The sequence below is a fragment of the Amycolatopsis solani genome, assembly GCF_033441515.1.
GTDB classification, from domain to species: Bacteria; Actinomycetota; Actinomycetes; order Mycobacteriales; family Pseudonocardiaceae; genus Amycolatopsis; species Amycolatopsis solani.
The window spans coordinates 2408349-2427396 of record NZ_JAWQJT010000003.1; the positions used below are offsets into that span (position 1 = coordinate 2408349).

19 protein-coding genes and 1 other RNA gene are annotated in these 19048 nt (G+C 71.7%); 8 read left to right on the forward strand and 12 right to left on the reverse strand.

Going from position 1 to position 19048, the window contains the following annotated elements:
- Positions 1 to 708, reverse strand: a complete 708-nt coding sequence (locus tag SD460_RS43810; RefSeq protein WP_290053290.1) for a dienelactone hydrolase family protein — start codon at positions 706 to 708, stop codon at positions 1 to 3.
- Between the two features lie 26 nt (positions 709 to 734).
- Here SD460_RS43810 and SD460_RS43815 point away from each other — a divergent pair, with 26 nt between their 5' ends.
- Entirely contained in the window at positions 735 to 944 is a 210-nt protein-coding gene (locus SD460_RS43815) for a hypothetical protein (RefSeq protein ID WP_290053291.1), read from the forward strand.
- Positions 941 to 1687, forward strand: a complete 747-nt coding sequence (locus SD460_RS43820; protein ID WP_290053292.1) for a hypothetical protein — start codon at positions 941 to 943, stop codon at positions 1685 to 1687. Before SD460_RS43815 ends, SD460_RS43820 begins: the two co-directional genes overlap by 4 nt.
- Here the strand turns inward: SD460_RS43820 and SD460_RS43825 are convergent.
- Together SD460_RS43825 and SD460_RS43830 are read right to left on the reverse strand one after the other, a co-directional pair.
- Entirely contained in the window at positions 1669 to 1890 is a 222-nt protein-coding gene (locus SD460_RS43825) for a hypothetical protein (RefSeq protein WP_290053294.1), read from the reverse strand. The genes SD460_RS43820 and SD460_RS43825 overlap by 19 nt on opposite strands.
- An 11-nt stretch (positions 1891 to 1901) precedes the next feature.
- On the reverse strand, positions 1902 to 3026 hold the full coding sequence (locus SD460_RS43830) for an inorganic phosphate transporter (protein WP_290053295.1): 1125 nt from the start codon (positions 3024 to 3026) through the stop codon (positions 1902 to 1904).
- 195 nt (positions 3027 to 3221) lie between these two features.
- Between SD460_RS43830 and SD460_RS43835 the strand changes: the two genes are divergently transcribed.
- Together SD460_RS43835 and SD460_RS43840 are read left to right on the forward strand one after the other, a co-directional pair.
- Entirely contained in the window at positions 3222 to 4622 is a 1401-nt protein-coding gene (locus SD460_RS43835; RefSeq protein ID WP_318307670.1) for a nitrilase-related carbon-nitrogen hydrolase, read from the forward strand.
- An 81-nt stretch (positions 4623 to 4703) separates the two neighbouring features.
- On the forward strand, positions 4704 to 5570 hold the full coding sequence (locus SD460_RS43840) for an esterase/lipase family protein (protein WP_290053298.1): 867 nt from the start codon (positions 4704 to 4706) through the stop codon (positions 5568 to 5570).
- Here the strand turns inward: SD460_RS43840 and hutI are convergent.
- Genes hutI through hutH form a run of 5 tightly spaced genes read right to left on the reverse strand, consistent with a single transcriptional unit; the run spans position 5554 to position 12402 of the window.
- Positions 5554 to 6702, reverse strand: coding sequence for an imidazolonepropionase (gene hutI, locus SD460_RS43845; protein WP_290053299.1), 1149 nt, complete (start codon positions 6700 to 6702; stop codon positions 5554 to 5556). The genes SD460_RS43840 and hutI overlap by 17 nt on opposite strands.
- Positions 6690 to 7973 (reverse strand): formimidoylglutamate deiminase, encoded by a 1284-nt coding sequence (locus SD460_RS43850; protein WP_290053301.1) that lies wholly within the window; start codon positions 7971 to 7973, stop codon positions 6690 to 6692. Before SD460_RS43850 ends, hutI begins: the two co-directional genes overlap by 13 nt.
- Positions 7970 to 9166 carry an allantoate amidohydrolase gene (locus SD460_RS43855; protein ID WP_290053302.1) on the reverse strand — a complete coding sequence of 399 codons (1197 nt, stop codon included), beginning with the start codon at positions 9164 to 9166 and terminating at the stop codon, positions 7970 to 7972. The genes SD460_RS43850 and SD460_RS43855 overlap by 4 nt, the downstream gene beginning before the upstream one ends.
- A complete protein-coding gene (hutU, locus tag SD460_RS43860; RefSeq protein WP_290053304.1) occupies positions 9163 to 10815 on the reverse strand; it encodes a urocanate hydratase in 1653 nt (550 codons plus the stop codon). Before hutU ends, SD460_RS43855 begins: the two co-directional genes overlap by 4 nt.
- A 60-nt stretch (positions 10816 to 10875) precedes the next feature.
- Positions 10876 to 12402 carry a histidine ammonia-lyase gene (gene hutH / locus SD460_RS43865; protein ID WP_290053306.1) on the reverse strand — a complete coding sequence of 509 codons (1527 nt, stop codon included), beginning with the start codon at positions 12400 to 12402 and terminating at the stop codon, positions 10876 to 10878.
- Positions 12403 to 12486: 84 nt separating this feature from the next.
- On the opposite strand from hutH, the gene SD460_RS43870 reads away from it, so the two are divergent.
- Positions 12487 to 13269: an IclR family transcriptional regulator gene (locus SD460_RS43870; protein WP_290053309.1), complete on the forward strand. Its 783-nt coding sequence runs from the start codon at positions 12487 to 12489 to the stop codon at positions 13267 to 13269.
- Positions 13270 to 13273: 4 nt separating this feature from the next.
- Here SD460_RS43870 and SD460_RS43875 read toward each other — a convergent pair whose 3' ends face one another.
- Both SD460_RS43875 and SD460_RS43880 read right to left on the reverse strand, forming a co-directional pair.
- On the reverse strand, positions 13274 to 14074 hold the full coding sequence (locus tag SD460_RS43875) for a nucleotidyl transferase AbiEii/AbiGii toxin family protein (RefSeq protein ID WP_290053311.1): 801 nt from the start codon (positions 14072 to 14074) through the stop codon (positions 13274 to 13276).
- Complete coding sequence (locus SD460_RS43880; RefSeq protein ID WP_290053314.1) at positions 14043 to 15071, reverse strand: type IV toxin-antitoxin system AbiEi family antitoxin; 1029 nt, start codon at positions 15069 to 15071, stop codon at positions 14043 to 14045. Before SD460_RS43880 ends, SD460_RS43875 begins: the two co-directional genes overlap by 32 nt.
- 189 nt (positions 15072 to 15260) lie before the next feature.
- On the opposite strand from SD460_RS43880, the gene SD460_RS43885 reads away from it, so the two are divergent.
- On the forward strand, positions 15261 to 16475 hold the full coding sequence (locus SD460_RS43885) for an MFS transporter (protein ID WP_290053315.1): 1215 nt from the start codon (positions 15261 to 15263) through the stop codon (positions 16473 to 16475).
- 139 nt (positions 16476 to 16614) lie between these two features.
- Positions 16615 to 17838, forward strand: coding sequence for a GGDEF domain-containing protein (locus SD460_RS43890; RefSeq protein WP_290053389.1), 1224 nt, complete (start codon positions 16615 to 16617; stop codon positions 17836 to 17838).
- A gap of 3 nt (positions 17839 to 17841) precedes the next feature.
- On the opposite strand, the gene SD460_RS43895 is transcribed toward SD460_RS43890, so the two are convergent.
- The gene (locus tag SD460_RS43895) at positions 17842 to 17994 is read right to left on the reverse strand and encodes a hypothetical protein (protein ID WP_290053316.1); all 153 of its coding nucleotides are present in this window, start codon (positions 17992 to 17994) and stop codon (positions 17842 to 17844) included.
- Positions 17995 to 18155: 161 nt separating this feature from the next.
- On the opposite strand from SD460_RS43895, the gene SD460_RS43900 reads away from it, so the two are divergent.
- Positions 18156 to 18539 carry a hypothetical protein gene (locus SD460_RS43900; protein WP_290053319.1) on the forward strand — a complete coding sequence of 128 codons (384 nt, stop codon included), beginning with the start codon at positions 18156 to 18158 and terminating at the stop codon, positions 18537 to 18539.
- Positions 18540 to 18644: 105 nt separating this feature from the next.
- Here SD460_RS43900 and ssrA read toward each other — a convergent pair.
- Positions 18645 to 19012, reverse strand: a transfer-messenger RNA (tmRNA) gene (gene ssrA / locus SD460_RS43905).
- Positions 19013 to 19048 lie beyond the last annotated feature (36 nt).

Here is a 19048-nt window from a genome sequence, read left to right on the forward strand (position 1 = left end):
TCAACTCTTCAGCGTGTCGAGGAACGCCAGCGTCTGCGGCCAGGACAGCGCGAACGCGTCGGCGTTGATGGTCGTCCCGTGCCGTGAAGAGTCGCTGAAGCCGTGCTCGGCCCCGGGGAAGTGCTGGCTGAACGTCGCACCCCGCGGCCGTGACTGCAACGCCGTCTGCAGCCGCGCGAACGTCTCGTGCGAGACGACGGCGTCGGCCTCCGGGTAGGCGACGAGCACCGGCGCGGTAATCGATGTCGACAAAGCGACCGCGTCGAGGTCGTGGTTCGGCGGCGCCGGGTCGCGGACCGTCGGGTGGTAGGCGACGACGCCGGAAAGCCGCTGGTCACGGGCGGCGAGCAGGAGTGCGAACCGGCCGCCGAGGCACCAGCCCATGACCCCGGCCGACGCGCAGCCCAGGTCGCCGAGCAGGTGGTCGAGCAGCGCGGTCTGCTCCGCGAGCGCGGTTTCGTCGTGCAGCTCGCCGAGCTTGGCGCCGAGGTCCTCGCGCGAGGTGTTGTCGGTGCTCGCGCCGTGGAAGACGTCCCAGGCCAGCGCCGTGATCCCGCGGCCGGCCAGCTCGTCGGCCCAGGCCCGGACCTGCGCGCCGATCCCGGTGATCATCGGCAGCAGCAGCATCCCGGCCGCCGATCCGCCGTCCGGCCGGGCCAAGTACGCGGAGAGTTCGCCGACACGGACGGTGGACGTCTCGAAGGTCATGTCCGCATGATGCATGATGATCCACCATGGCCGAGCGCACACTCGCCGATCAGTTGGGCGGCTACCTCCCCGAAGGCATCGAGGCCCTCGAAGAGCACGAGCGGCAGGACCTCGCCGACGCCCTGCGCGCCGCGCGCAGGCGGCAGGCGAAAGCGCTCGCCGAAGCCGGCGAAGAGGGCCTCCGGTACGTCCCGGCGCTGCTGCGCGGCGCGGTCCGGAAGGCGGTCGGCCTGTGACCGCGGACCACGCGTCGCGCGCGGAGATCCTGAAGCTGGCCCGCGTGCTCGACGTCGAGCACGACCGGCTCGAGTACCTCGCCCGCGTCGACGCCGACGACCTCAAGGCGTTCCGCGAGCAGGTCACCGACACGCTGTTCGACGCGAACATCGCGGTGCTGCAGCGGATGGCGCTGGCGGCGCGGCTGCTGCCCGGCGCCGTGCTCGCCAAGATCGCCGAGAAGGTGTTCGGCCCGCTGCTGTGCGCCCGGATCGCCGGGCTGGTCGACGTCTCCCGCGGCGTCGACGTCGCCAAGCGGCTGCACCCGCGGTTCCTCGCCGAGGTCGCGGCGGAACTCGACCCGCGGCGGGCGAGCGCGATCATCTCGCGCATCCCGCTCGACACCGTTCTCGCGGTCGCCGCCGAGCTGGCGCGCCGCGAAGACTGGATCACCCTGGGCCGGTTCGTCGGGCACCTGCCCGACCCGACCGTGCGGCAGGCGCTGGACCGGATCGACGACCCCGGCCTGCTGCGGATCGCGTTCGTGCTCGACGACAAGAGCCGCATCGACCACGTCGTCGGCCTGCTGCCCGCGGACCGGCTCGGCAAGCTGATCACCGCGGCGGGCACCGACGAAGACCTCTGGGACCCGGCGCTGGACCTGCTGACCCACCTGTCCGAGCCGCGGCGTGCCACCCTGGCGCCGATGCTCGGCGCCCTGCCCGAGGGGCTGCGGGAACGCGCTCAGGCGACGATCAAGTAGATGCCGTAGCCCACGATCGCCGCGCAGAGCGCGAAGCAGATGACGGCACCGGCCAGCGGCCCGCTGCCCGAGCCGCCGGCTTCGCGGGCCGAGTCGCGCTGCGAGAGCCCGACCACCCCGAAGGAGAACAGGCTCGTCAGCACGACGACCGAAGCCAGCGCGACGGCGAAGACGAGTCCGAGGGAACCCCAGTCGATGTGCACGGCAGCGCTCCTCAGGCGTTGGCCGGCTGCACGCCGGGCTCGGGTTCGTTGATGGAGTTGGCGCTGACGGGGTTCCGCTTCGACGCGAGGTAGATGCCCACCGCGACGACCACCCCGGCGAGTCCGATGAGGACGGTGCCCCAGGTGCCGAGCGTCGAGACCTCGGCGGCGAGCGCGCCGACGATCGCGGCGGCGGGCAGCGTCAGCGCCCAGGCGAGCACCATCTTGCCCGCGACGCCCCAGCGGACCTCGGCGAGCTTGCGGCCGAGGCCGGAACCGATGATGCCGCCCGAGCAGACGTGCGTGGTGGACAGCGCGAATCCGAGGTGCGCCGAGGTGAGGATGACCGCGGCGGCGCTCGTCTCGGCCGCGAAACCCTGCGGCGTCTGGATTTCCGTGAGCTTCTTGCCCATGGTCTGGATGATCCGCCAGCCGCCGAGGTAGGTGCCGAGCGCGATCGCGGTGCCGGCGGTCAGGATCACCCAGAGCGGCGGCCCCGAGTTCGGCGCGAGCGAACCGGACGCGATCAGCGTCAGCGTGATGACGCCCATGGTCTTCTGCGCGTCGTTCGTGCCGTGCGCGAGCGACACCAGCGAAGCCGAGGCGATCTGGCCGGCCTTGAAGGTCCGGCCCACCGTGTCCTGCTTCGCCCGCGCGGTGATCCGGTAGACGAGGAAGGTGCCGAGCGTAGCGACGATCCCGGCCACGATCGGCGAGGCGAGCGCGGGGATGAGGACCTTCTCGACGACCTTCCCGAAGTGCACGGCGTCGGAGCCCGAGGCGATCCAGGTGGCGCCGATGAGGCCGCCGAACAGCGCGTGCGACGAACTCGACGGCAGCCCGATCAGCCAGGTCAGCAGGTTCCACACGATGGCACCGACGAGGCCGGCGAAGATGATCACCGGCGTCACCTTGGTGTCGTCGACGATGCCCCCGGAAATCGTCTTGGCGACCTCGACCGAGAGGAACGCCCCGACGAGGTTCAGCACCGCGGACACGCCCACGGCGACCCGTGGCTTGAGCGCCCCGGTGGCGATGGAGGTGGCCATCGCGTTGGCGGTGTCGTGGAAGCCGTTGGTGAAGTCGAAAGCCAGCGCGGCGACGATCACCACCAGCACGATCAGCGAGAAGTCCATGCTCGGCTCTCTCCTCCGTAGCTGTTAGGGGTAAACGCTACTGATCGACCGGACAGCCGCCGATCCCTGTCGCGTGACGGCTCTTTGAACTCTCGATGAACCGGGGTGGGGCAAACCCCACCAAAGACCCGGTGGTGCGGCCCAGTGCCCTCGCGAACCCCGCCTGAAACCCTGAACCGGGCGAAAGGGGCACCCATGAAAGCGATCCTGGCGACCATCGCGTCGGCCGTGCTGTTCTTCTTCGGCACCGGTCTCGACCCTGTGCCCGAATTGGCCTGGCTCGCCCCCTTACCCATCTTCCTGCTGGCACCCCGCGTCCACGGCGGCGTCGCGCTCGCAAGCGCTTTCACCGCCTACCTCGCGGGCAGCACCGGCAGCTGGAGCTACTTCTGGCACTCCCAGTCGATCCCCCGGCCCGCCGCGCTCGCGATCCTCGGCGGGAGCGCCGTGCTGTTCGCGCTCTCCGCCGGCCTCTTCGGGCGGCTGGTCCGCCGCGGCCACGGCTTGCTGGCCGCGCTCGCCGCGCCCGCGTTGTGGACCGTCGCGCTCTACGTCGTCTCGCTGCTCAACCCCACCGGCCTGATGGGCACCTTCATGACGACGCAGGCCGACCGGCCGTCGATCGTGCGGATTGCCGCGGTCACCGGGGGCTGGGGCGTGGAGTTCCTGGTGCTGTTCGTCCCGGCCGCCGTCGCCGCCGCGCTCGCGCCCGGGCCGCGTGGCCGGACGCGGCTCGTCCCCGTCGTCGCGCTGGCCGCGATCGTGGCCGGGCTCGCGGTCTGGACCAGCCCAGCGGCGGCCGGGCCGTCGACGCGCGTCGCGGTGATCGCGCCTGGTCAGAGCCGCTGGGCGGTCGACGTCGCCACCCGTGACGGCCAGGCGCTCGTCCAGTCCTATGTGGACCAGATCGGCCGGCTCCCGGACGGCGTGCGCGCCGTCGTGCTCCCCGAAGCCGCTTTCGCGGTGGACCAGACCAGCCGCGCGAGCCTCGTCTCGGCCCTCGCCGACGTCGCACGGACCCGAGACCTCGACGTCGTCACCGGCGTCCTCGACACCACCCCGGACGGCCGGTTCAACGCCGCCCTCGCCGTGGCACCGTCCGGCGCGCCGGTCGAATACCGCAAGTGGCACAACGGGGATTCGCCGAACCTCCGGTCCGGCACCGAGCTGACCCGCTTCGCCGGGATCGGCCTGATGGTGTGCATGGACGTCAACTTCGCCGACTCGAGCCGCGGCTACGGCGACGCGGGGACCGGCCTGGTGCTCATCCCGGCGTCCGACGAAGACGCCGACGGCTGGGCCCACAGCCGCACGGCGCTGATCCGCGGCGTCGAGAACGGCTTCTCGGTGGCGTGGAGCGCGGCCCGCGGCACCCCGATGCTGGCCGACGCCCGCGGCCACGTCCTGGCCGACGCCCGCACCGGCGGCCGCCCGTTCACGGTGGTCGTCGCGGACGTCCCGATCGGCGGGGGCAAGACGCCGTACGCCCGCTTCGGCGACTGGTTCGCCTGGCTCTGCGGCCTGCTCGCCGTGGCCGGTATCGCGACCGCCGCCCGCCGGTTGTCACGCATCACAACAAACCCCGGTGAAGTCTGAGCGTTGTCCCAGGTCACCGCCGCCGTTCTGTGACCGATCATGAGCTGCATCACTTACTGACGGGTAACTGGAGGCAGTGGAATGCGGGTCACCAACGGCGGTGTCAAGCGAATCCTCACCACGGTCGTCGCGGCGATCACCCTCGGCGTCGCCGCGCCGACGGTCGCCGAGGCGGCACCGAGCAACGGCTGGAACGACTGGGGCTGCCGTCCGTCGGCCACGCACCCCCAGCCCGTGGTCCTCGTGCACGGCCTCGGCGCGAACGACACGGTCAACTGGTTCTTCCATGCGCCGAAGATCGCCGCGCAGGGTTACTGCGTCTTCTCCCTGACCTACGGCACCGGCGTCCTCGGCCCCGGCGTCGGCGGGCTCGCGTCCATGCGCACCAGCGCCACGCAGCTCGGCCGGTTCGTCGACAAGGTCCGGTCCACGACCGGCGCGGCGAAGGTCGACATCGTCGGCCACTCCGAAGGCAGCACGATGCCCGCGTACTACCTGAAGTACGGCGGTGGCGCGGCCAAGGTCGCGAACTTCGTCGGCTTCGGCGCGAACTACCGCGGCACCACCCTCGGCGGCCTCGACGCACTCGCCAAAGCGCTGCTCACCACCGTCCCCGGCCTCGGCCTGGTCCTGAAGACCGCCTGCGGCTCCTGCCAGGAATACCTGGCGCCGTCGGCGTTCCTGGACGACCTCGCCCGCGGCGGCGTGCACGTCGCCGGACCGGCGTACACGAGCATCGTCAGCAAGTACGACGAGGTCGTGACGCCGTACACGAGCGGCATCCTCAACGAGCCGGGCGCGACGGACATCGTGCTGCAGGACTTCTGCGAGTCCGACGCTTCGGGCCACCTGAGCCAGGCGATCGACCCGAACGTGACCGGCCTGATCCTGCACGCGCTCGACGCGAGCTACGCGCCGGCGTGCACGCCGTTCACCCTGCCACTCTGACCCCGGCCCGCCACACCGCGTTCGTCAGCGGCACCCCCGGCCGGTAGGCCAGGTGCGTCACCGAAGGCGCGTCGAGGACGTGGACGTCCGCCCGCGAACCGGGCCGCAGGACGCCCACGTCCTCCCGGCGCAACGCCTTCGCCCCGCCGGCCGTGGCCGCCCAGACGGCCTCCTCGACCGTCATCCGCAGCTGCAGCACCGCCGTCGCGACGCAGAACGCCATCGACGTCGTGTACGAGCTGCCCGGGTTGGCATTGCTGGCCAGCGCGACCGTCGCGCCCGCGTCGAGCAGCCGCCGGGCCGGCGCCATCGCCTGCCGGGTCGACAGGTCGCACGCGGGGAGCAGGGTCGCCACGGTTTCCGACGCGGCCAGCGCTTCGACGTCGGCGTCGCTCAGGTACGTGCAGTGGTCGACGCTCGCCGCGCCGAGCTCCACCGCGAGCCGCACGCCGGGGCCTTCGCCGAGCTGGTTCCCGTGCACCCGCAAGCCGAGTCCGCGCTCGGCGGCGGCCTTCAGCACCCGCGCCGACTGGGCTTCGTCGAACGCGCCGGTCTCGCAGAACACGTCCGCCCAGCGCACGCTTCCCGCTACGGCGTCGAGCATTTCGCTGCACACCAGGTCCACATAGGACTCGGCGTCGGCACCCGGCGGCACCAGGTGCGCGCCCAGGAACGTGACCTCGTCGGCCACTTCGCCGGCGATCCGCGCGCTCCGGGCTTCGTCCACGACAGTCAGGCCGTAGCCCGTCTTCGTCTCCAGGCACGTCGTACCCTGGCGGGCCGCTTCGGCGACGTGGCGGCGGAGGTTGGCGGCGAGCTGCTCGTCGGACGCCTCCCGCGTCGCGCCCACCGTGATCGCGATTCCCCCGGCGGTGTAGGGCTTCCCCGCCATCCGCGCCTCGAACTCGGCGGTGCGGTCGCCGGCGAAGACGAGGTGCGTGTGGCTGTCGACCCACCCCGGCAGCACCGCGCGGCCCTCGACGTCGACGCGCTCGTCGGCGTCCGGCGTCCGGTCCGCCGCGCCCACCCACGCGATCTCGGTGCCGTCGATGACGAGGGCCGCGTCGGTGAGCCGGCCCAGTTCGGCGTCGTTCGTGGTCAGCTCGCCGATGCCCGTGATCAGGATTGCCACAGTGCCTCGATCTCCTTCGCCAGCACGGTTTCCGGTCGGTCGATCAGCTGGTGCGCACCCTCTCGCACGACTACGCGGCCCGCCACGACGACGTGCCGGACGTCGGCCCCGGACGCGGCGTACACCACGCCCGAGGGCTCGATCCCGGCCGTTCGCACCGAGTCAAGGCCGACGGTGACGAGGTCCGCGCCCGCTCCTTCGGCGAGCGAGCCGACCTCGTCCCACCCGATGGCCCCGTGGTCCGTGCCCGCGTCGAGGAGCTCCTCGGCGGTGAACCGGCCGCGTTCTTCGCTGGCCAGCCGGTCGTCCAGTTCCAGTGCGCGGGTTTCCTCGAAGGCGTCGACGACGGCGTTGCTGTCGCTGCCGATGCTCAGCCGAACGCCGGCGTCCCGCAGGGCGCGGGCCGGGCCGATGCCGTCGCCGAGGTCGCGTTCGGTGGTCGGGCAGAAGCACGCGCGTGCCCCGCGCAGCCGTTCGATGTCCGACGCGGTGAGGTGGGTGGCGTGCACGGCGACCAGCCGCTCGGTCAGCACGCCGCGCACGGCCAGCAGCTCGGTGGGCGTGCGGCCGTAGGCGGCCAGGCACTGCTCGTTCTCGGCCCGCTGCTCCGACAGGTGGACGTGCACCACCCGCGGACTGTCCACCAGCGACAATTGATCCGCCGGGACCGCTCGCACCGAGTGGATCGCGGCGCCCACCCGGAACAGTTCGCCTTCCCGCAGCAGGGCCACCCGTGACGCCCACGCGTCCGCCGAGCCGTCGGAGAAGCGCCGCTGGACCTCGTCGGGCTCGGCGCCGATCCCGCCCGCCAGGTAGCAGGTGTCGAGCAGGGTCAGCCGGATCCCGGCGTCGGCCGCGGCCTGCCGCAGCGCCGCCCCCATCGCGTTCGGGTCCGCGTACGGCTTCCCGCCGGGCGCGTGGTGCAGGTAGTGGAACTCCCCCACGCTCGTGTAGCCGCCCAGGACCATCTCGGCGTAGACCCCGCGCGCCAGCCGGTAGTAGCGGTCGGGGTCGAGCCGGGACGCGAGCGCGTACATCCGCTCGCGCCACGTCCAGAACGTGCCGCGTTCGTGGTGCGTCCGGCCCCGCAGCGCCCGGTGGAAGGCGTGCGAATGCCCGTTCGCGAACCCGGGCAGCGTCAACCCGTTCAGGATCACCCCGCTCCGGGGTGCGCCCGGGGTCACCGCCGTGATCCGCCCGCCGACGACGTCGATCCGCACCGCGGGGGCGATTCCGCCGGGCAGCCAGGCCTGTTCGCACCAGAAGGTCATCGCGCCAGCTGCTCCAGAACGCCGGCGAGGGCCTCGGTCCCGGCTTCGACGTCGGCCGCCTCGGCGAACTCCTCCGGCGAGTGGCTGATCCCGGTCGGGTTGCGCACGTAGAGCATCCCGGCGGGCACGAACCCGGCGAGGACCGCGGCGTCGTGGCCGGCGCCGGTGGGCAGCTCCGGCGGCCCGCCGAGCCAGCCGCTCAGCTCCCGGCGCAGGGCGTCGTCGAACACGACGTCGTCCGAATAGGACTCCCGGGTCACCGTGACCCGGCACCCCTCTTCGGCGGCCGCGGTCTCCGCCGCGCGCGCGATGTCCTCGACCAGCGCCGGGGTCACGGTCCCGGGCACCCGCGCGTCGAGCCACAGGTCCACAGTGGACGCGATGACGTTGGTGCCGCCGGGCGTCGGCACGAGCCTGCCGACGGTCGCCCGCGCGTCCGGGACCGCGCGAGCCAGCCGGCGGACCGCGGTGACCGTCGCGGCGGCGGGCAGCATCGGGTCGGCCCGGTCGGCCAGCAGGGTCGCCCCGGCGTGGTTCCCCTGCCCCGTGAAGGAAAACCGCCACCGCCCGTGCGCGATCACCGTGGAGCCCACGGCGACCGGCGCGCCGAGGTCGATCAGCCCGCGCCCCTGCTCGACGTGCAGCTCGAGGAACCGCCCGACCAGCGCGAGCCGCTCGGGATCCGCGCCGATCAAGGCCGGGTCGAAGCCGGACCTCCCCGCGGCCTCGGCGAACGTGACGCCGTCGGCGTCCCGCAGCCCGCGCGCCTGATCGGCGTCGATCGTGCCGGTCAGCAGCCGCGAACCGAGGCAGGGCACGCCGAACCGGCCGCCCTCCTCCTCGGTGAACACCACGACGGCGAACGGCTTGCCCGGCCGGAAACCCCGTTCCTGCAGCGATTCCACCGCGGCCAGCGCGCTGACGACGCCGAGCGGGCCGTCGAACGCGCCACCGCCGGGCACCGAGTCGAGGTGGCTGCCGGTGACGACGGCGTCCGGTCCCGGCGGTCCCCACCAGGCCCAGATGTTGCCGTTGTGGTCGGTGTCGACGTCCAGCCCGAGCCCCAGCGCGCGCTCGCCGAACCAGGCACGCAGGTCCTGCTCGGGCGCGTCGAAGGCGTGCCGCGAATAGCCGCCGCGCTTCGGATCGCGCCCGACGTCACCGATTTCGGCGAGGAACCCCGATGCGCTCACGCACCCTCCCGCATCGGCACGCGCACGCCCCGCTCATCTGCGACGTCGGCAGCGCGCTCGTACCCGGCGTCGACGTGCCGGATGACGCCCATGCCCGGATCGTTCGTGAGCACGCGCTCGAGCTTCTGCGCGGCCAGCTCGGTCCCGTCGGCGACGCTGACCTGCCCGGCGTGGATGGACCGGCCCATGCCGACGCCGCCGCCGTGGTGGATGGACACCCAGCTGGCGCCGGACGACGTGTTGACCAGCGCGTTCAGCAGCGGCCAGTCGGCGATCGCGTCGGAGCCGTCGGCCATGCCTTCGGTCTCGCGGTACGGCGAGGCGACGCTGCCGGAGTCGAGGTGGTCGCGGCCGATGACGACCGGCGCCTTCAGCTCGCCGCTCGCGACCATCTCGTTGAACCGCAGGCCGGCCAGGTGGCGTTCGCCGTAGCCGAGCCAGCAGATCCGGGCGGGCAGCCCCTGGAACGCGACGCGCTCGCCGGCCAGCTTGATCCAGCGGGCGAGGGATTCGTTCTCGGGGAACAGTTCCAGCATCGCGCGGTCGGTCGCGGCGATGTCCTCGGGGTCACCGGACAGCGCGGCCCAGCGGAACGGGCCGTTGCCCTCGCAGAACAGCGGGCGGATGTAGGCGGGCACGAAGCCGGGGAAGTCGAACGCGCGCTCGCAGCCGCCCAGCTTGGCTTCGCCGCGCAGGGAGTTGCCGTAGTCGAAGACCTCCGCGCCGCGGTCGAGGAAGCCGAGCATGGCGTCGACGTGGTCGGCCATCGACTCGCGCGAGCGGTCGGTGAACTCGTCCGGCTTCTTGGCCGCGTAGTCGTGCCAGTCCTCGACGCCGATCCCCTTGGGCAGGTAGGAAAGCGGGTCGTGCGCGGACGTCTGGTCGGTGACGATGTCGACCTCGACGCCGCGGCGCAGCAGCTCCGGCAGCACCTCGGCCGCGTTCCCGACGACGCCGACGGACAGCGCGCGCTTTTCCCGCTTCGCCTTGGTGACGCGGGCGATGGCGTCGTCGAGGTCGTCGGCGACCTCGTCGAGGTAGCGGGTCTCGACGCGGCGGTGCGCGCGCTGCGGGTCGCACTCGATGACCAGCGCGACGCCGTCGTTCATGGTCACGGCGAGCGGCTGCGCGCCCCCCATGCCGCCGAGCCCGGCGGTGACGGTCAGCGTCCCTTTGAGACTGCCGCCGAACTTCTTCTTCGCGACAGCGGCGAACGTTTCGTACGTGCCCTGGAGGATGCCCTGGGTGCCGATGTAGATCCACGACCCCGCGGTCATCTGGCCGTACATCGTCAGGCCCTGCTGCTCGAGGCGGCGGAACTCGGGCCAGGTCGCCCAGTCACCGACGAGGTTCGAGTTGGCGATGAGCACGCGCGGCGCCCACTCGTGCGTGCGGAACACGCCGACCGGCTTGCCGGACTGGACGAGCAGCGTCTCGTCGGCGTCCAAAGTGGTCAGTTCGCGGGTGATCGCGTCGAAGCTCGCCCAGTTGCGGGCGGCCTTGCCGGTGCCGCCGTAGACGACCAAGTCTTCGGGCCGCTCGGCGACGTCGGGGTCGAGGTTGTTGTGGAACATCCGCAGCGCGGCTTCGGTCTGCCACGACTTCGCGGTGAGCTGGGTGCCGCGGGCGGCACGGACTACGCGGGACATTCTCAGACCTCCAGGTAGGCGGTCGTGAGTGATAAGTCGGGTTCTAACCCGACTTACCACTCACGACTCCAGACAGGCGGCGTCGAGGACGGCGCCGGAGCGGACGAGTTCTTCGGCGGCCGCGATCTCGGGCGCCAGGTGGCGGTCGGGGCCGGGGCCCGCGACCTTCGTGCGGAGCAGGTCTCGAACCGCGCCGGTGACCGGCGACGGCTCCAGCGGCGCGCGGAAGTCCAGAGCACGGGCCGCCGTCAGCAGCTCGATCGCGAGCACGGTGGTCAGGCCGTCGACGGCCTTGCGCAGCTTCCGCGCGGCCGACCAGCCCATGGAGACGTGGTCCTCCTGCATGGCGCTGCTCGGGATCGAGTCGACGGACGCGGGCACGGCGAGCCGCTTGAGCTCGCTGACCACGGCGGCCTGCGTGTACTGCGCGATCATGTGGCCGGAGTCGACGCCGGGGTCGTGCGCGAGGAACGGCGGCAGGCCGTGCGACCGCGCCTTGTCGAGCATCCGGTCGGTGCGGCGCTCGGCGATGCTGGCGACGTCGGCGATCGGGATGGCCAGGAAGTCCAGCACGTACGCGACGGGCGCGCCGTGGAAGTTGCCGTTGGACTCGACGCGGCCGTCGGCGAGCACGACGGGATTGTCCACAGCGGACATGAGCTCGCGGTCGCCGACGAGTTCAGCGTGCGCGAGGCTGTCGCGCGCGGCGCCGTGCACCTGCGGGGCGCAGCGCAGTGAATAGGCGTCCTGGACGCGGTTGCAGTCCGGGCCGCGGTGGCTCTCGACGATCTTCGACCCCTGCAGCGCCTGCCACATCCGTCCGGCGGACCTCGCCTGCCCGGGGTGCGGGCGCAACGCCTGGAGGTCGGCGGCGAAGGCGCGGTCGGTGCCCAGCAGGGCTTCGACGCTCATCGCGGCGGTGAGGTCGGCGATGTCGAAGAGCCGGTGCAGGTCGGCGGCGGCGAGCAGGAGCATGCCGAGCATGCCGTCGGTGCCGTTGGTGAGGGCGAGCCCTTCCTTCTCGGCGAGCACGACCGGCTCGATCCCGGCGTGTTTCAGCGCTTGCCGTGCCTCGACCACTTCGCCGCGGTATTCGACTTCGCCCTCGCCCATCAGCGCCAGCGCGACGGCGGCCAGCGGCGCGAGGTCACCGGAGCAGCCGAGCGAGCCGTACTCGTGGACGATCGGGGTGATACCGGCGTTGAGCAGCGCCGCAAGCGTTTGCGCGGTCCCCGGCCGGACGCCGGTGTACCCGCTGGCGAGGGTCCGCAGCCGCAGCAGCATCAGCGCGCGGACGACCTCGGTCTCGACGGCGGGCCCGGCCCCGGCGGCGTGCGAGCGGATCAGGCTGCGCTGCAACGCGGTCCGGCTTTCCACCGGGATGTGCCGGGTGGCGAGCGCGCCGAAGCCGGTCGAAACGCCGTAGGTGGGCGTGACGGCGTGGGCGAGGTTCTCGATGTGCTGGCGGGTGGCGGCGAGGGTCTTCTCGGCCGCGTCCCCGAGCCCGACCGGCGCGTAGCCGCGGACGACGTCGACGACCTGGGCGGCGGTGAGGGGTTCGAGGCCCAGGAGCACTGTTTCCGGCATGGGCTCATTGGACATCGTCCTTCCCGCTGGTGGGATGCCCCACGGAGTGGTTCTGTCTGGGATCCCAGACAGTAGGGTCGGGCCATGGGCGACAGCAGCGAAGTCCCGGCGCTGCGCCGCGGCCTGGCGGTGCTGCGCCTGCTCGCGACGCGCCCCGGCCCGGTGACGGCGGCGGCGATCGCGCGCGAAGCCGGCCTCCCCCGCTCGACGACGTACCACCTGCTCAACGAGCTCGAAGCGGCCGGTTTCGTCGTGCACCTGCCCGCCGAACGCCGCTACGGCCTGGGCATCGCGGCGTTCGAGCTCGGCTCGGCGTACCTGCGCCACGACCCGCTCGAGCGCCTGGCCGGGCCGTTGCTGCGCAAGCTCGTCGACCGCGTCGGCCACACCGCCCACCTCGGCGTGCTGCACGGCAACGAGTCGCTGTACCTGATCAAGGAGCGCCCCCTCCGCCCGGAGACACTGGTGACCGAGGTCGGCGTCCGGTTGCCAGGCCAGCTGACGGCGTCCGGCCGCGCGATCCTGCGGCACCTGCCGGCCCCGCACGTCCGAGCCCTGTTCCCCTCGGCGACGGCGTTCGTCCTCCGCACCGGCCGCGGCCCGGCCACCCTGGCCGAACTCCGCCGCACCCTGACCGCGGAGCGCCGCCTCGGCTGGTCCCTCGAAGACGGCCACGTCACAGCGGGCTTCGCCTCGGTGGCCACCCCGGTCTTCGACCACGGCGCCCGCCCCCTGGCGGCGATCAGCGTGACCCTGCGCCACCACTGCACGACGGACCCGTGCGAGGAGACGTGGCCAGAGCTGGCCGCGGAGGTAGCGGCCACGGCCGCCGAGCTGACCACCCGCATCGGCGGCCACCCGGGCTGACGCGTCAGGACCGCGCCGCGTCGCGAATACCGGCTCCCAACGCCCGCATCAGTTCCGGAGCCCGGACCGTCCGCGCGTCGGTGGCCAGCCTGGCCAGCGCGTCGTCGTCTTCGACGATCCGGAGCAGCGCGTTCTTCCCGTCCTCGTCGAGGAGCACTGGTATCTGCGAGCCCAGGAGCCAGGCGCCGGCGAGAGCCGGGTCGTAGTGGTACCGGCCGAGCAGAGCCAGCTCCTCTTCGTACAAGCGGTCGAGGTACGGCCCTGTCGAGTACCAAGAGATCATCGTGGCGAGGTCGATCGCGTCACGCGAGGTGGTCACGTGCCGGTCCCACCAAGTCAGCAGCTTGAGCAAAGCCAGTGCGGGCACCGAAGGGACCCGGACGGTGAGCCCGCCGGGCAGCAGGACGGTCTCGGCCGACGCCACCGCCTCGCTCAGACCGCGGACGTTCATCCGATGGTCGTCGGGCCAGAGGATGGTGCGGTCTTCCCGTTCGATGCCGCCGTAGGGCAGCACGTCCACCTCTACCCCCTCGATGAGGAACGAGTGCACGCTGCCACCCTGCCGGTCGAGCTCGCCGACGAGCCGCTGAAAGTCGCCCCAGGAGCACACCTTGACGGCGATGTCGACGTCGCGGGTCGCGCGCTCGGGCAATCGTCCGACCAGCCCGAGCGACAGGATCGTTCGCGCCGTGGCGCCGACCACCAGGTAGTCGAGTCCGGCTGTGCGCGCCGCGGCATCGACCTGGGTGAGCGTCCTGGCCGCGAGGAGGATTTCAGGATCCGCCGAGGCGGACAAGTCGATCATCAATCGTCCTGATCCGATCTCCGTGTTCGCGCTGGCGGGGATCCCCCGAAGCCAGCAGGTCGGCGTAGATCAAAGGGGAAGGCACCAGCCAGGACTCGGCTCCGGGCACGTGCCAGAACCGTTTCCGGATGTGGACGTTGCCCCCGCCGTCGGCCCGGACCATGCGATGCCGGCCGATCAGCCGGGCAGGGAGCTCTTCGGCGTACAGCGTCAGCGAAGCGGGCCGCAAGTGCGAGTCGATGAGACCGGCCGCGGCCTCGCCTCCCACCTGGATCCCCAGCGAGCGCATCTCGGCTTCCGAGTCCGGCCACCACGAGAGGTCGTCGACGGAGAACTCGCCCAGCGCGAGCGTGCCGTGCAGGGAGATCGAGTACGCCTCCGACCAGCGGTCGAGCAACTCGCCGCCGCGAGCGATGCGACGGCCTTCCGCGCCCTGGTAGAGGTAGCCGGCTCTGGTGAGCTCGTCGATGACGGTCTTGACGGTGCCCAGCGAGACTCCGCTTTGCTCGGCCAGGACCCGATAGGGCTGGGCGGCCGATTCCGGCCAGCTGAGCAGGACGAACACGACCCGGAGACCGGCCCGACCGAAGGCGCCGGACCCGTTTGGCGAGGTTCTCGACCGCGGAACAGCCGGATTGCGGCGCCCGCGGATGTCGATGAGGACGTCGTCCCACGCGAGGTGGGCGTTGCCCGCGGTGTCCACGTAGTCGATGCCCCGGGCACGCAGACGCTCCGCGACCGGCTCGCTGACGTGGTTCGTGACCAGCAACGCGGGAAGCCGCGACGGCAGGCTGATGCTGGTGGCCAGCTCAGGCGTAAGCCATCGCTTTGCCTCGACGAAGTAGGTCTGGGCAGAGCCCGCTTTTGTCGTCAGGCACCACACAGCGTCGCTTCGTACGTTGTCCCCTCGTCCGCCGTCGTCCACAGCCATCTCGCCGCGAAGCCCGAGCTTGGCGAGCAGATCGTGAACCAAGCTCTCGAAGCTCTTCGCGTTCAACGAGAGAGCATGTTCAGTTGAATTGAACATGCTCTCATTCTGAACAAGCTCTGCACTCCGCGCAACCCGCATCGGCGGCCACCCGGGCTGACGCGCTGCGGCGAACAGGGTAACTGTCACCGAACGGCTCGATTCCACTCCGTTCGGTGACTACCGTGGCTGAACAGGGGTTTCGAGGGGCCGCCACCCATGGACGACGCACGTGTGACGAAGGTGGGCTTCGGCGCCGTGCTCGCGGTCGCGGAGTTCCGCTCGATGTGGACCGCCGAGCTGCTGTCCGTCTGCGGTGACCAGCTCGCCCGCGTCGCGCTCGCGGTCCTCGTCTTCCAGCGCACCGGCTCGGCGGCGCTGACCGGCCTGACCTACGCCCTGACGTACGTGCCTTCGCTGCTCGGCGGCGTGCTGCTGGCCGGCGCGGGCGACCGGTGGCCGCGGCGCGACGTGATGGTCGCCGCGGACCTCGTCCGGGCCACGCTGGTCGGCGTCATCGCGATTCCCGGCGTCCCGCTGTGGGTGCTGTGCGTGCTGGTCGCGGCGCTGACCGCGCTGGGCGGGCCGTTCAAGGCCGCGCAGCAAGCGCTGCTGCCCTCGGTCCTCGCCGGCGAGCGCTACCTGGTCGGGATGGCGCTGCGGAACGTGACGATCCAGGGCGCGCAGCTCGCCGGGTTCGCCGGCGGCGGGGTCCTGATCGCGGCGCTGACGCCGTCCACGGCACTGGCGCTGGACGCCGTGACGTTCCTGCTTTCGGCGGCGCTGCTGGTCACCGGCGTCCGGCGGCGGACCGCAGCGGCGGCGGACCGCGCGGCCTGGCTGTCGGCGACCGGCGCCGGGATCCGGCTGATCCGGCACGACCCGGCGCTGCGGACCCTGGTGGCGCTCAACTGGCTGGCCGGGTTCTACATCGTGCCGGAAGCGCTGGCCGCCCCGTACGCGGCGGGCATCGGCGCGGGCGCGACGCTGGTCGGGCTGCTGATGGCGGCGGACCCGGCGGGCAGCGTGCTCGGCGGCGTCGTGTTCGGCAAGTGGGTCCCGGAGCACGTCCAGGCGCGGCTGCTCGGGTGGCTCGGGATCGCCGCGGGGCTGCCGCTGGTGCTGTTCGCCTTCCAGCCGGGGCTGGTGCCGGCGGTGTTGTTGCTGGCGACGTCCGGCTTGCTGGCGACGGGCTACAACATCCAGGGCACGGTGTCGTTCATGCGCCGCGTACCGGACGAGCACCGCGCGCAGTGCGCGGGCGTGAACTCGGCGGGCTTGATCACGGTGCAGGGGCTCGGCGCGGCCGCGGCCGGCGCGCTGGCCGAAGTGCTGAGCCCGGCGCACACCATCGCGGTCGCCGGCGCGGCGGGTGCCGCGGCAGCCGTGCCGATCGCGAGGGCGTGGCGCCGGGCCGGGCTGGAGGAACCATGACCTCAGTTGTCGCGTCCGCACATGGCGCGCCTCCCTTCACCGCCTCGAGCCGTACCGTCTCCGTCACGGGCCGGACACTATGAGTATGCGGACCGGCGGCGGCATCCCGCGCTCCGGACCACGCTTTCGTGACGCCCTCGTGGCACCGCGACGCTGGGCGTTGTGGCGCCAGCGCCCCCGCGTGGTGGTGTACTGCCTGCTGACCGAGGCCGCCGCGGTGGCACTGACGCTGCGCCCGTACCCGGTCGCGGTCGACCGCCGGACTGTGCTCATCTTGGCGACGTTGCTGGTCCTCGGCGTCCTCCAAGCGGAGACGGGACGGCGCGTGGAGCGCATCCGCCGTCGCGTGTCGGAAACCCCGCACATCAACATGACGTCGGTGTGGACGTTCGCCGGCGTCCTGCTCCTGCCCCCGCCGTTGCTGGCGCTGCTGGTCACCGGCCTCTACACGCACCTGGCGATCCGCAGCTGGTACCGCCTGCAACGCGTGCCTGCGTCGCGAACGGCCAGCAACGCGGCCATCATCCTGCTGTCGTGCTACGCGGCCCAAGCGGTCGTCCCCGACGTCCGCACGGCCCTGACCCACGGCTGGGGCGGCACGTTCGCGCTGGCCGCGGCGGGCGCGACCTTCTTCGCGGTGAACGCGCTGCTGGTACTGCCGGCCCGGCACGAAATCGGCCACACGCCGGAAGCCCTGTTCGGCACGTGGTCGGACAACGGCCTGGAGGTGGCGACGCTGTGCCTGGGCGCGCTGAACGCGTTGGCGCTGGCGACGTTGCCGGGCTTGGTGTTGCTGGTGCTGCCCCCGTTGCTGCTGCTGCACCGCACGGTGCTGGTGAAGCAGCTGGAAGTGGCAGCCCACCGCGACGAGAAAACGGGCCTGTACAACACAAGCGGCTGGCACGCCCGAGCCGAGCGAACCCTGGCGGCCACCGCCCGCCAGCGCTCGACGTTCGGCTTGCTGATGCTGGACCTGGATCACTTCAAGCAGGTGAACGACACGTACGGCCACCTGGCGGGCGACGCGGTCCTGCGAGCGGTGGCCCAGGCGATCATCTCGGCGGTCCGCGGCCGCGGAGATGCCGTGGGCCGGTTCGGCGGCGAGGAGTTCGTGGTCGTTCTACCGGGAATCACCGAGCCCGACATCGGCGCGGTGGCCGAGCGCATCCGCCGGGCCATCAGCGCCTTGACCGTCCCAGTAGGACAGTTGTCGATCACGGGCCAGTCGGTCTCGATCGGCTCGGCGGTCTACCCGCAGGCGGGAACGTCACTGCAGCGCCTCTTGGACGCGGCGGACACCGCGCTGTACCACGCGAAGGCGACAGGCCGGAACAAGGTGGTCCACGTAGCGGACCTGAAGTGACGCCTACCGCTCCCGCCACAGCCCGGCGTCGAGCCCGAGCATGTCCAGCAGCTCGGTGCACTCCCGCGCATTGGTGGAGTGCCCGGCCACGGTAACCAAAGCCCGACAGTGCTCGGCGGCGAGCCGTTCCGCCTCCTCGGCCCGCAGGACTCCCATCCGACTGTCTTCGTCGTGGGCGCTAGAGCTGCCACTGTGCCGTGCCCAGGTCATGTGGCCACCTACTTCCAGCTCCACGGGTGCGGAGCCAAGGTCGGGCCTTCAGCATGACACTCACAAAAATTTCACTCGCAAGTGGGCCCTGTCACACCCGAACGCGCATGAACACCTACCGAGAGCAAGCAGCAGGAGTAGCCGTTGTGATCCTCGGCGGCCTGTCGCTGCTCCCGACCGGCTCGGACGCGGACGCGATTCCCGACGAAAAGGGTGCCCGACCGGCCGGAGCAACCAACGAAGCAGTACTCGCGGCGGTCCAGGCCAGCCTCGCCCTGTGCGCCCAGACCCAAGTGCTCCAGCAAGCGAACTGCCCCCAGAAGGTCGACGAGCCGACCGGCCAGGCCAACGAAGTCCATTGGGCACTACACGGCAATCCGGCCGCCATCACCCGGCAGAGCTTCGACCCGACCACCGGCCTGACCCACCTGACCGGCAGCTACGCGGCCACAGCCACCGCCCACAGTCAGCCAACTACGACGCAGCACTGATCGCAACCGGCCCCACCCTGGAAGTCCTCCAGATCAAGACCACCCCCTGACCAGGGGCCGAGAACGCGAGAAGGCCCAGCACCCTCAGGGGTGTGGGCCTTCTCGCGGTGGAGGTGCCGGGAATTGAACCCGGGTCCTCTGGCGTATCAACAGGACTTCTCCGTGCGCAGTCCGCTACGTCTCTACTTGGCTCCCTCAGTCACGCGAACAAGCCGAGGTGACGAGCCCAGCCACTGTTTGCTTCACGACAGTTCCCCGTGGCCGGGACTGCCGCTGAGCCTCCTAGCTGATGCCGGTACCCGGGCCGGAGGCGAACCCGGGCCGACAGAGACGCACTCGCTCAGGCGGCGAGGGCGTACTCGCGCTGACTGGAGTCGGCGCTTATTTGGTTGCGATGACGCTTACGGTGGTCTCTCGCCTGCACCGGCACGCTTCTCCTGAATCAACGTCCAAAGTCGAAACCGTTCACCCCCTTGATGGGACGCATCCATCATAACGCGTCCCGCCAC

Excerpts from the sequence above, each read along its gene's own strand:
- SD460_RS43830 (WP_290053295.1), bottom strand. The coding sequence starts at position 3,026 with ATGGACTTCTCGCTGATCGTGCTGGTGGTGATCGTCGCCGCGCTGGCT.
- SD460_RS43840 (WP_290053298.1), top strand. The coding sequence starts at position 4,704 with ATGCGGGTCACCAACGGCGGTGTCAAGCGAATCCTCACCACGGTCGTC.
- SD460_RS43895 (WP_290053316.1), bottom strand. The coding sequence starts at position 17,994 with ATGGGAGTCCTGCGGGCCGAGGAGGCGGAACGGCTCGCCGCCGAGCAC.
- SD460_RS43835 (WP_318307670.1), top strand. The coding sequence starts at position 3,222 with ATGAAAGCGATCCTGGCGACCATCGCGTCGGCCGTGCTGTTCTTCTTC.
- SD460_RS43875 (WP_290053311.1), bottom strand. The coding sequence starts at position 14,074 with ATGATCGACTTGTCCGCCTCGGCGGATCCTGAAATCCTCCTCGCGGCC.
- SD460_RS43885 (WP_290053315.1), top strand. The coding sequence starts at position 15,261 with ATGGACGACGCACGTGTGACGAAGGTGGGCTTCGGCGCCGTGCTCGCG.
- SD460_RS43850 (WP_290053301.1), bottom strand. The coding sequence starts at position 7,973 with ATGACCTTCTGGTGCGAACAGGCCTGGCTGCCCGGCGGAATCGCCCCC.
- SD460_RS43810 (WP_290053290.1), bottom strand. The coding sequence starts at position 708 with ATGACCTTCGAGACGTCCACCGTCCGTGTCGGCGAACTCTCCGCGTAC.
- SD460_RS43870 (WP_290053309.1), top strand. The coding sequence starts at position 12,487 with ATGGGCGACAGCAGCGAAGTCCCGGCGCTGCGCCGCGGCCTGGCGGTG.
- SD460_RS43900 (WP_290053319.1), top strand. The coding sequence starts at position 18,156 with ATGAACACCTACCGAGAGCAAGCAGCAGGAGTAGCCGTTGTGATCCTC.
- SD460_RS43815 (WP_290053291.1), top strand. The coding sequence starts at position 735 with ATGGCCGAGCGCACACTCGCCGATCAGTTGGGCGGCTACCTCCCCGAA.
- hutU (WP_290053304.1), bottom strand. The coding sequence starts at position 10,815 with ATGTCCCGCGTAGTCCGTGCCGCCCGCGGCACCCAGCTCACCGCGAAG.
- hutH (WP_290053306.1), bottom strand. The coding sequence starts at position 12,402 with ATGCCGGAAACAGTGCTCCTGGGCCTCGAACCCCTCACCGCCGCCCAG.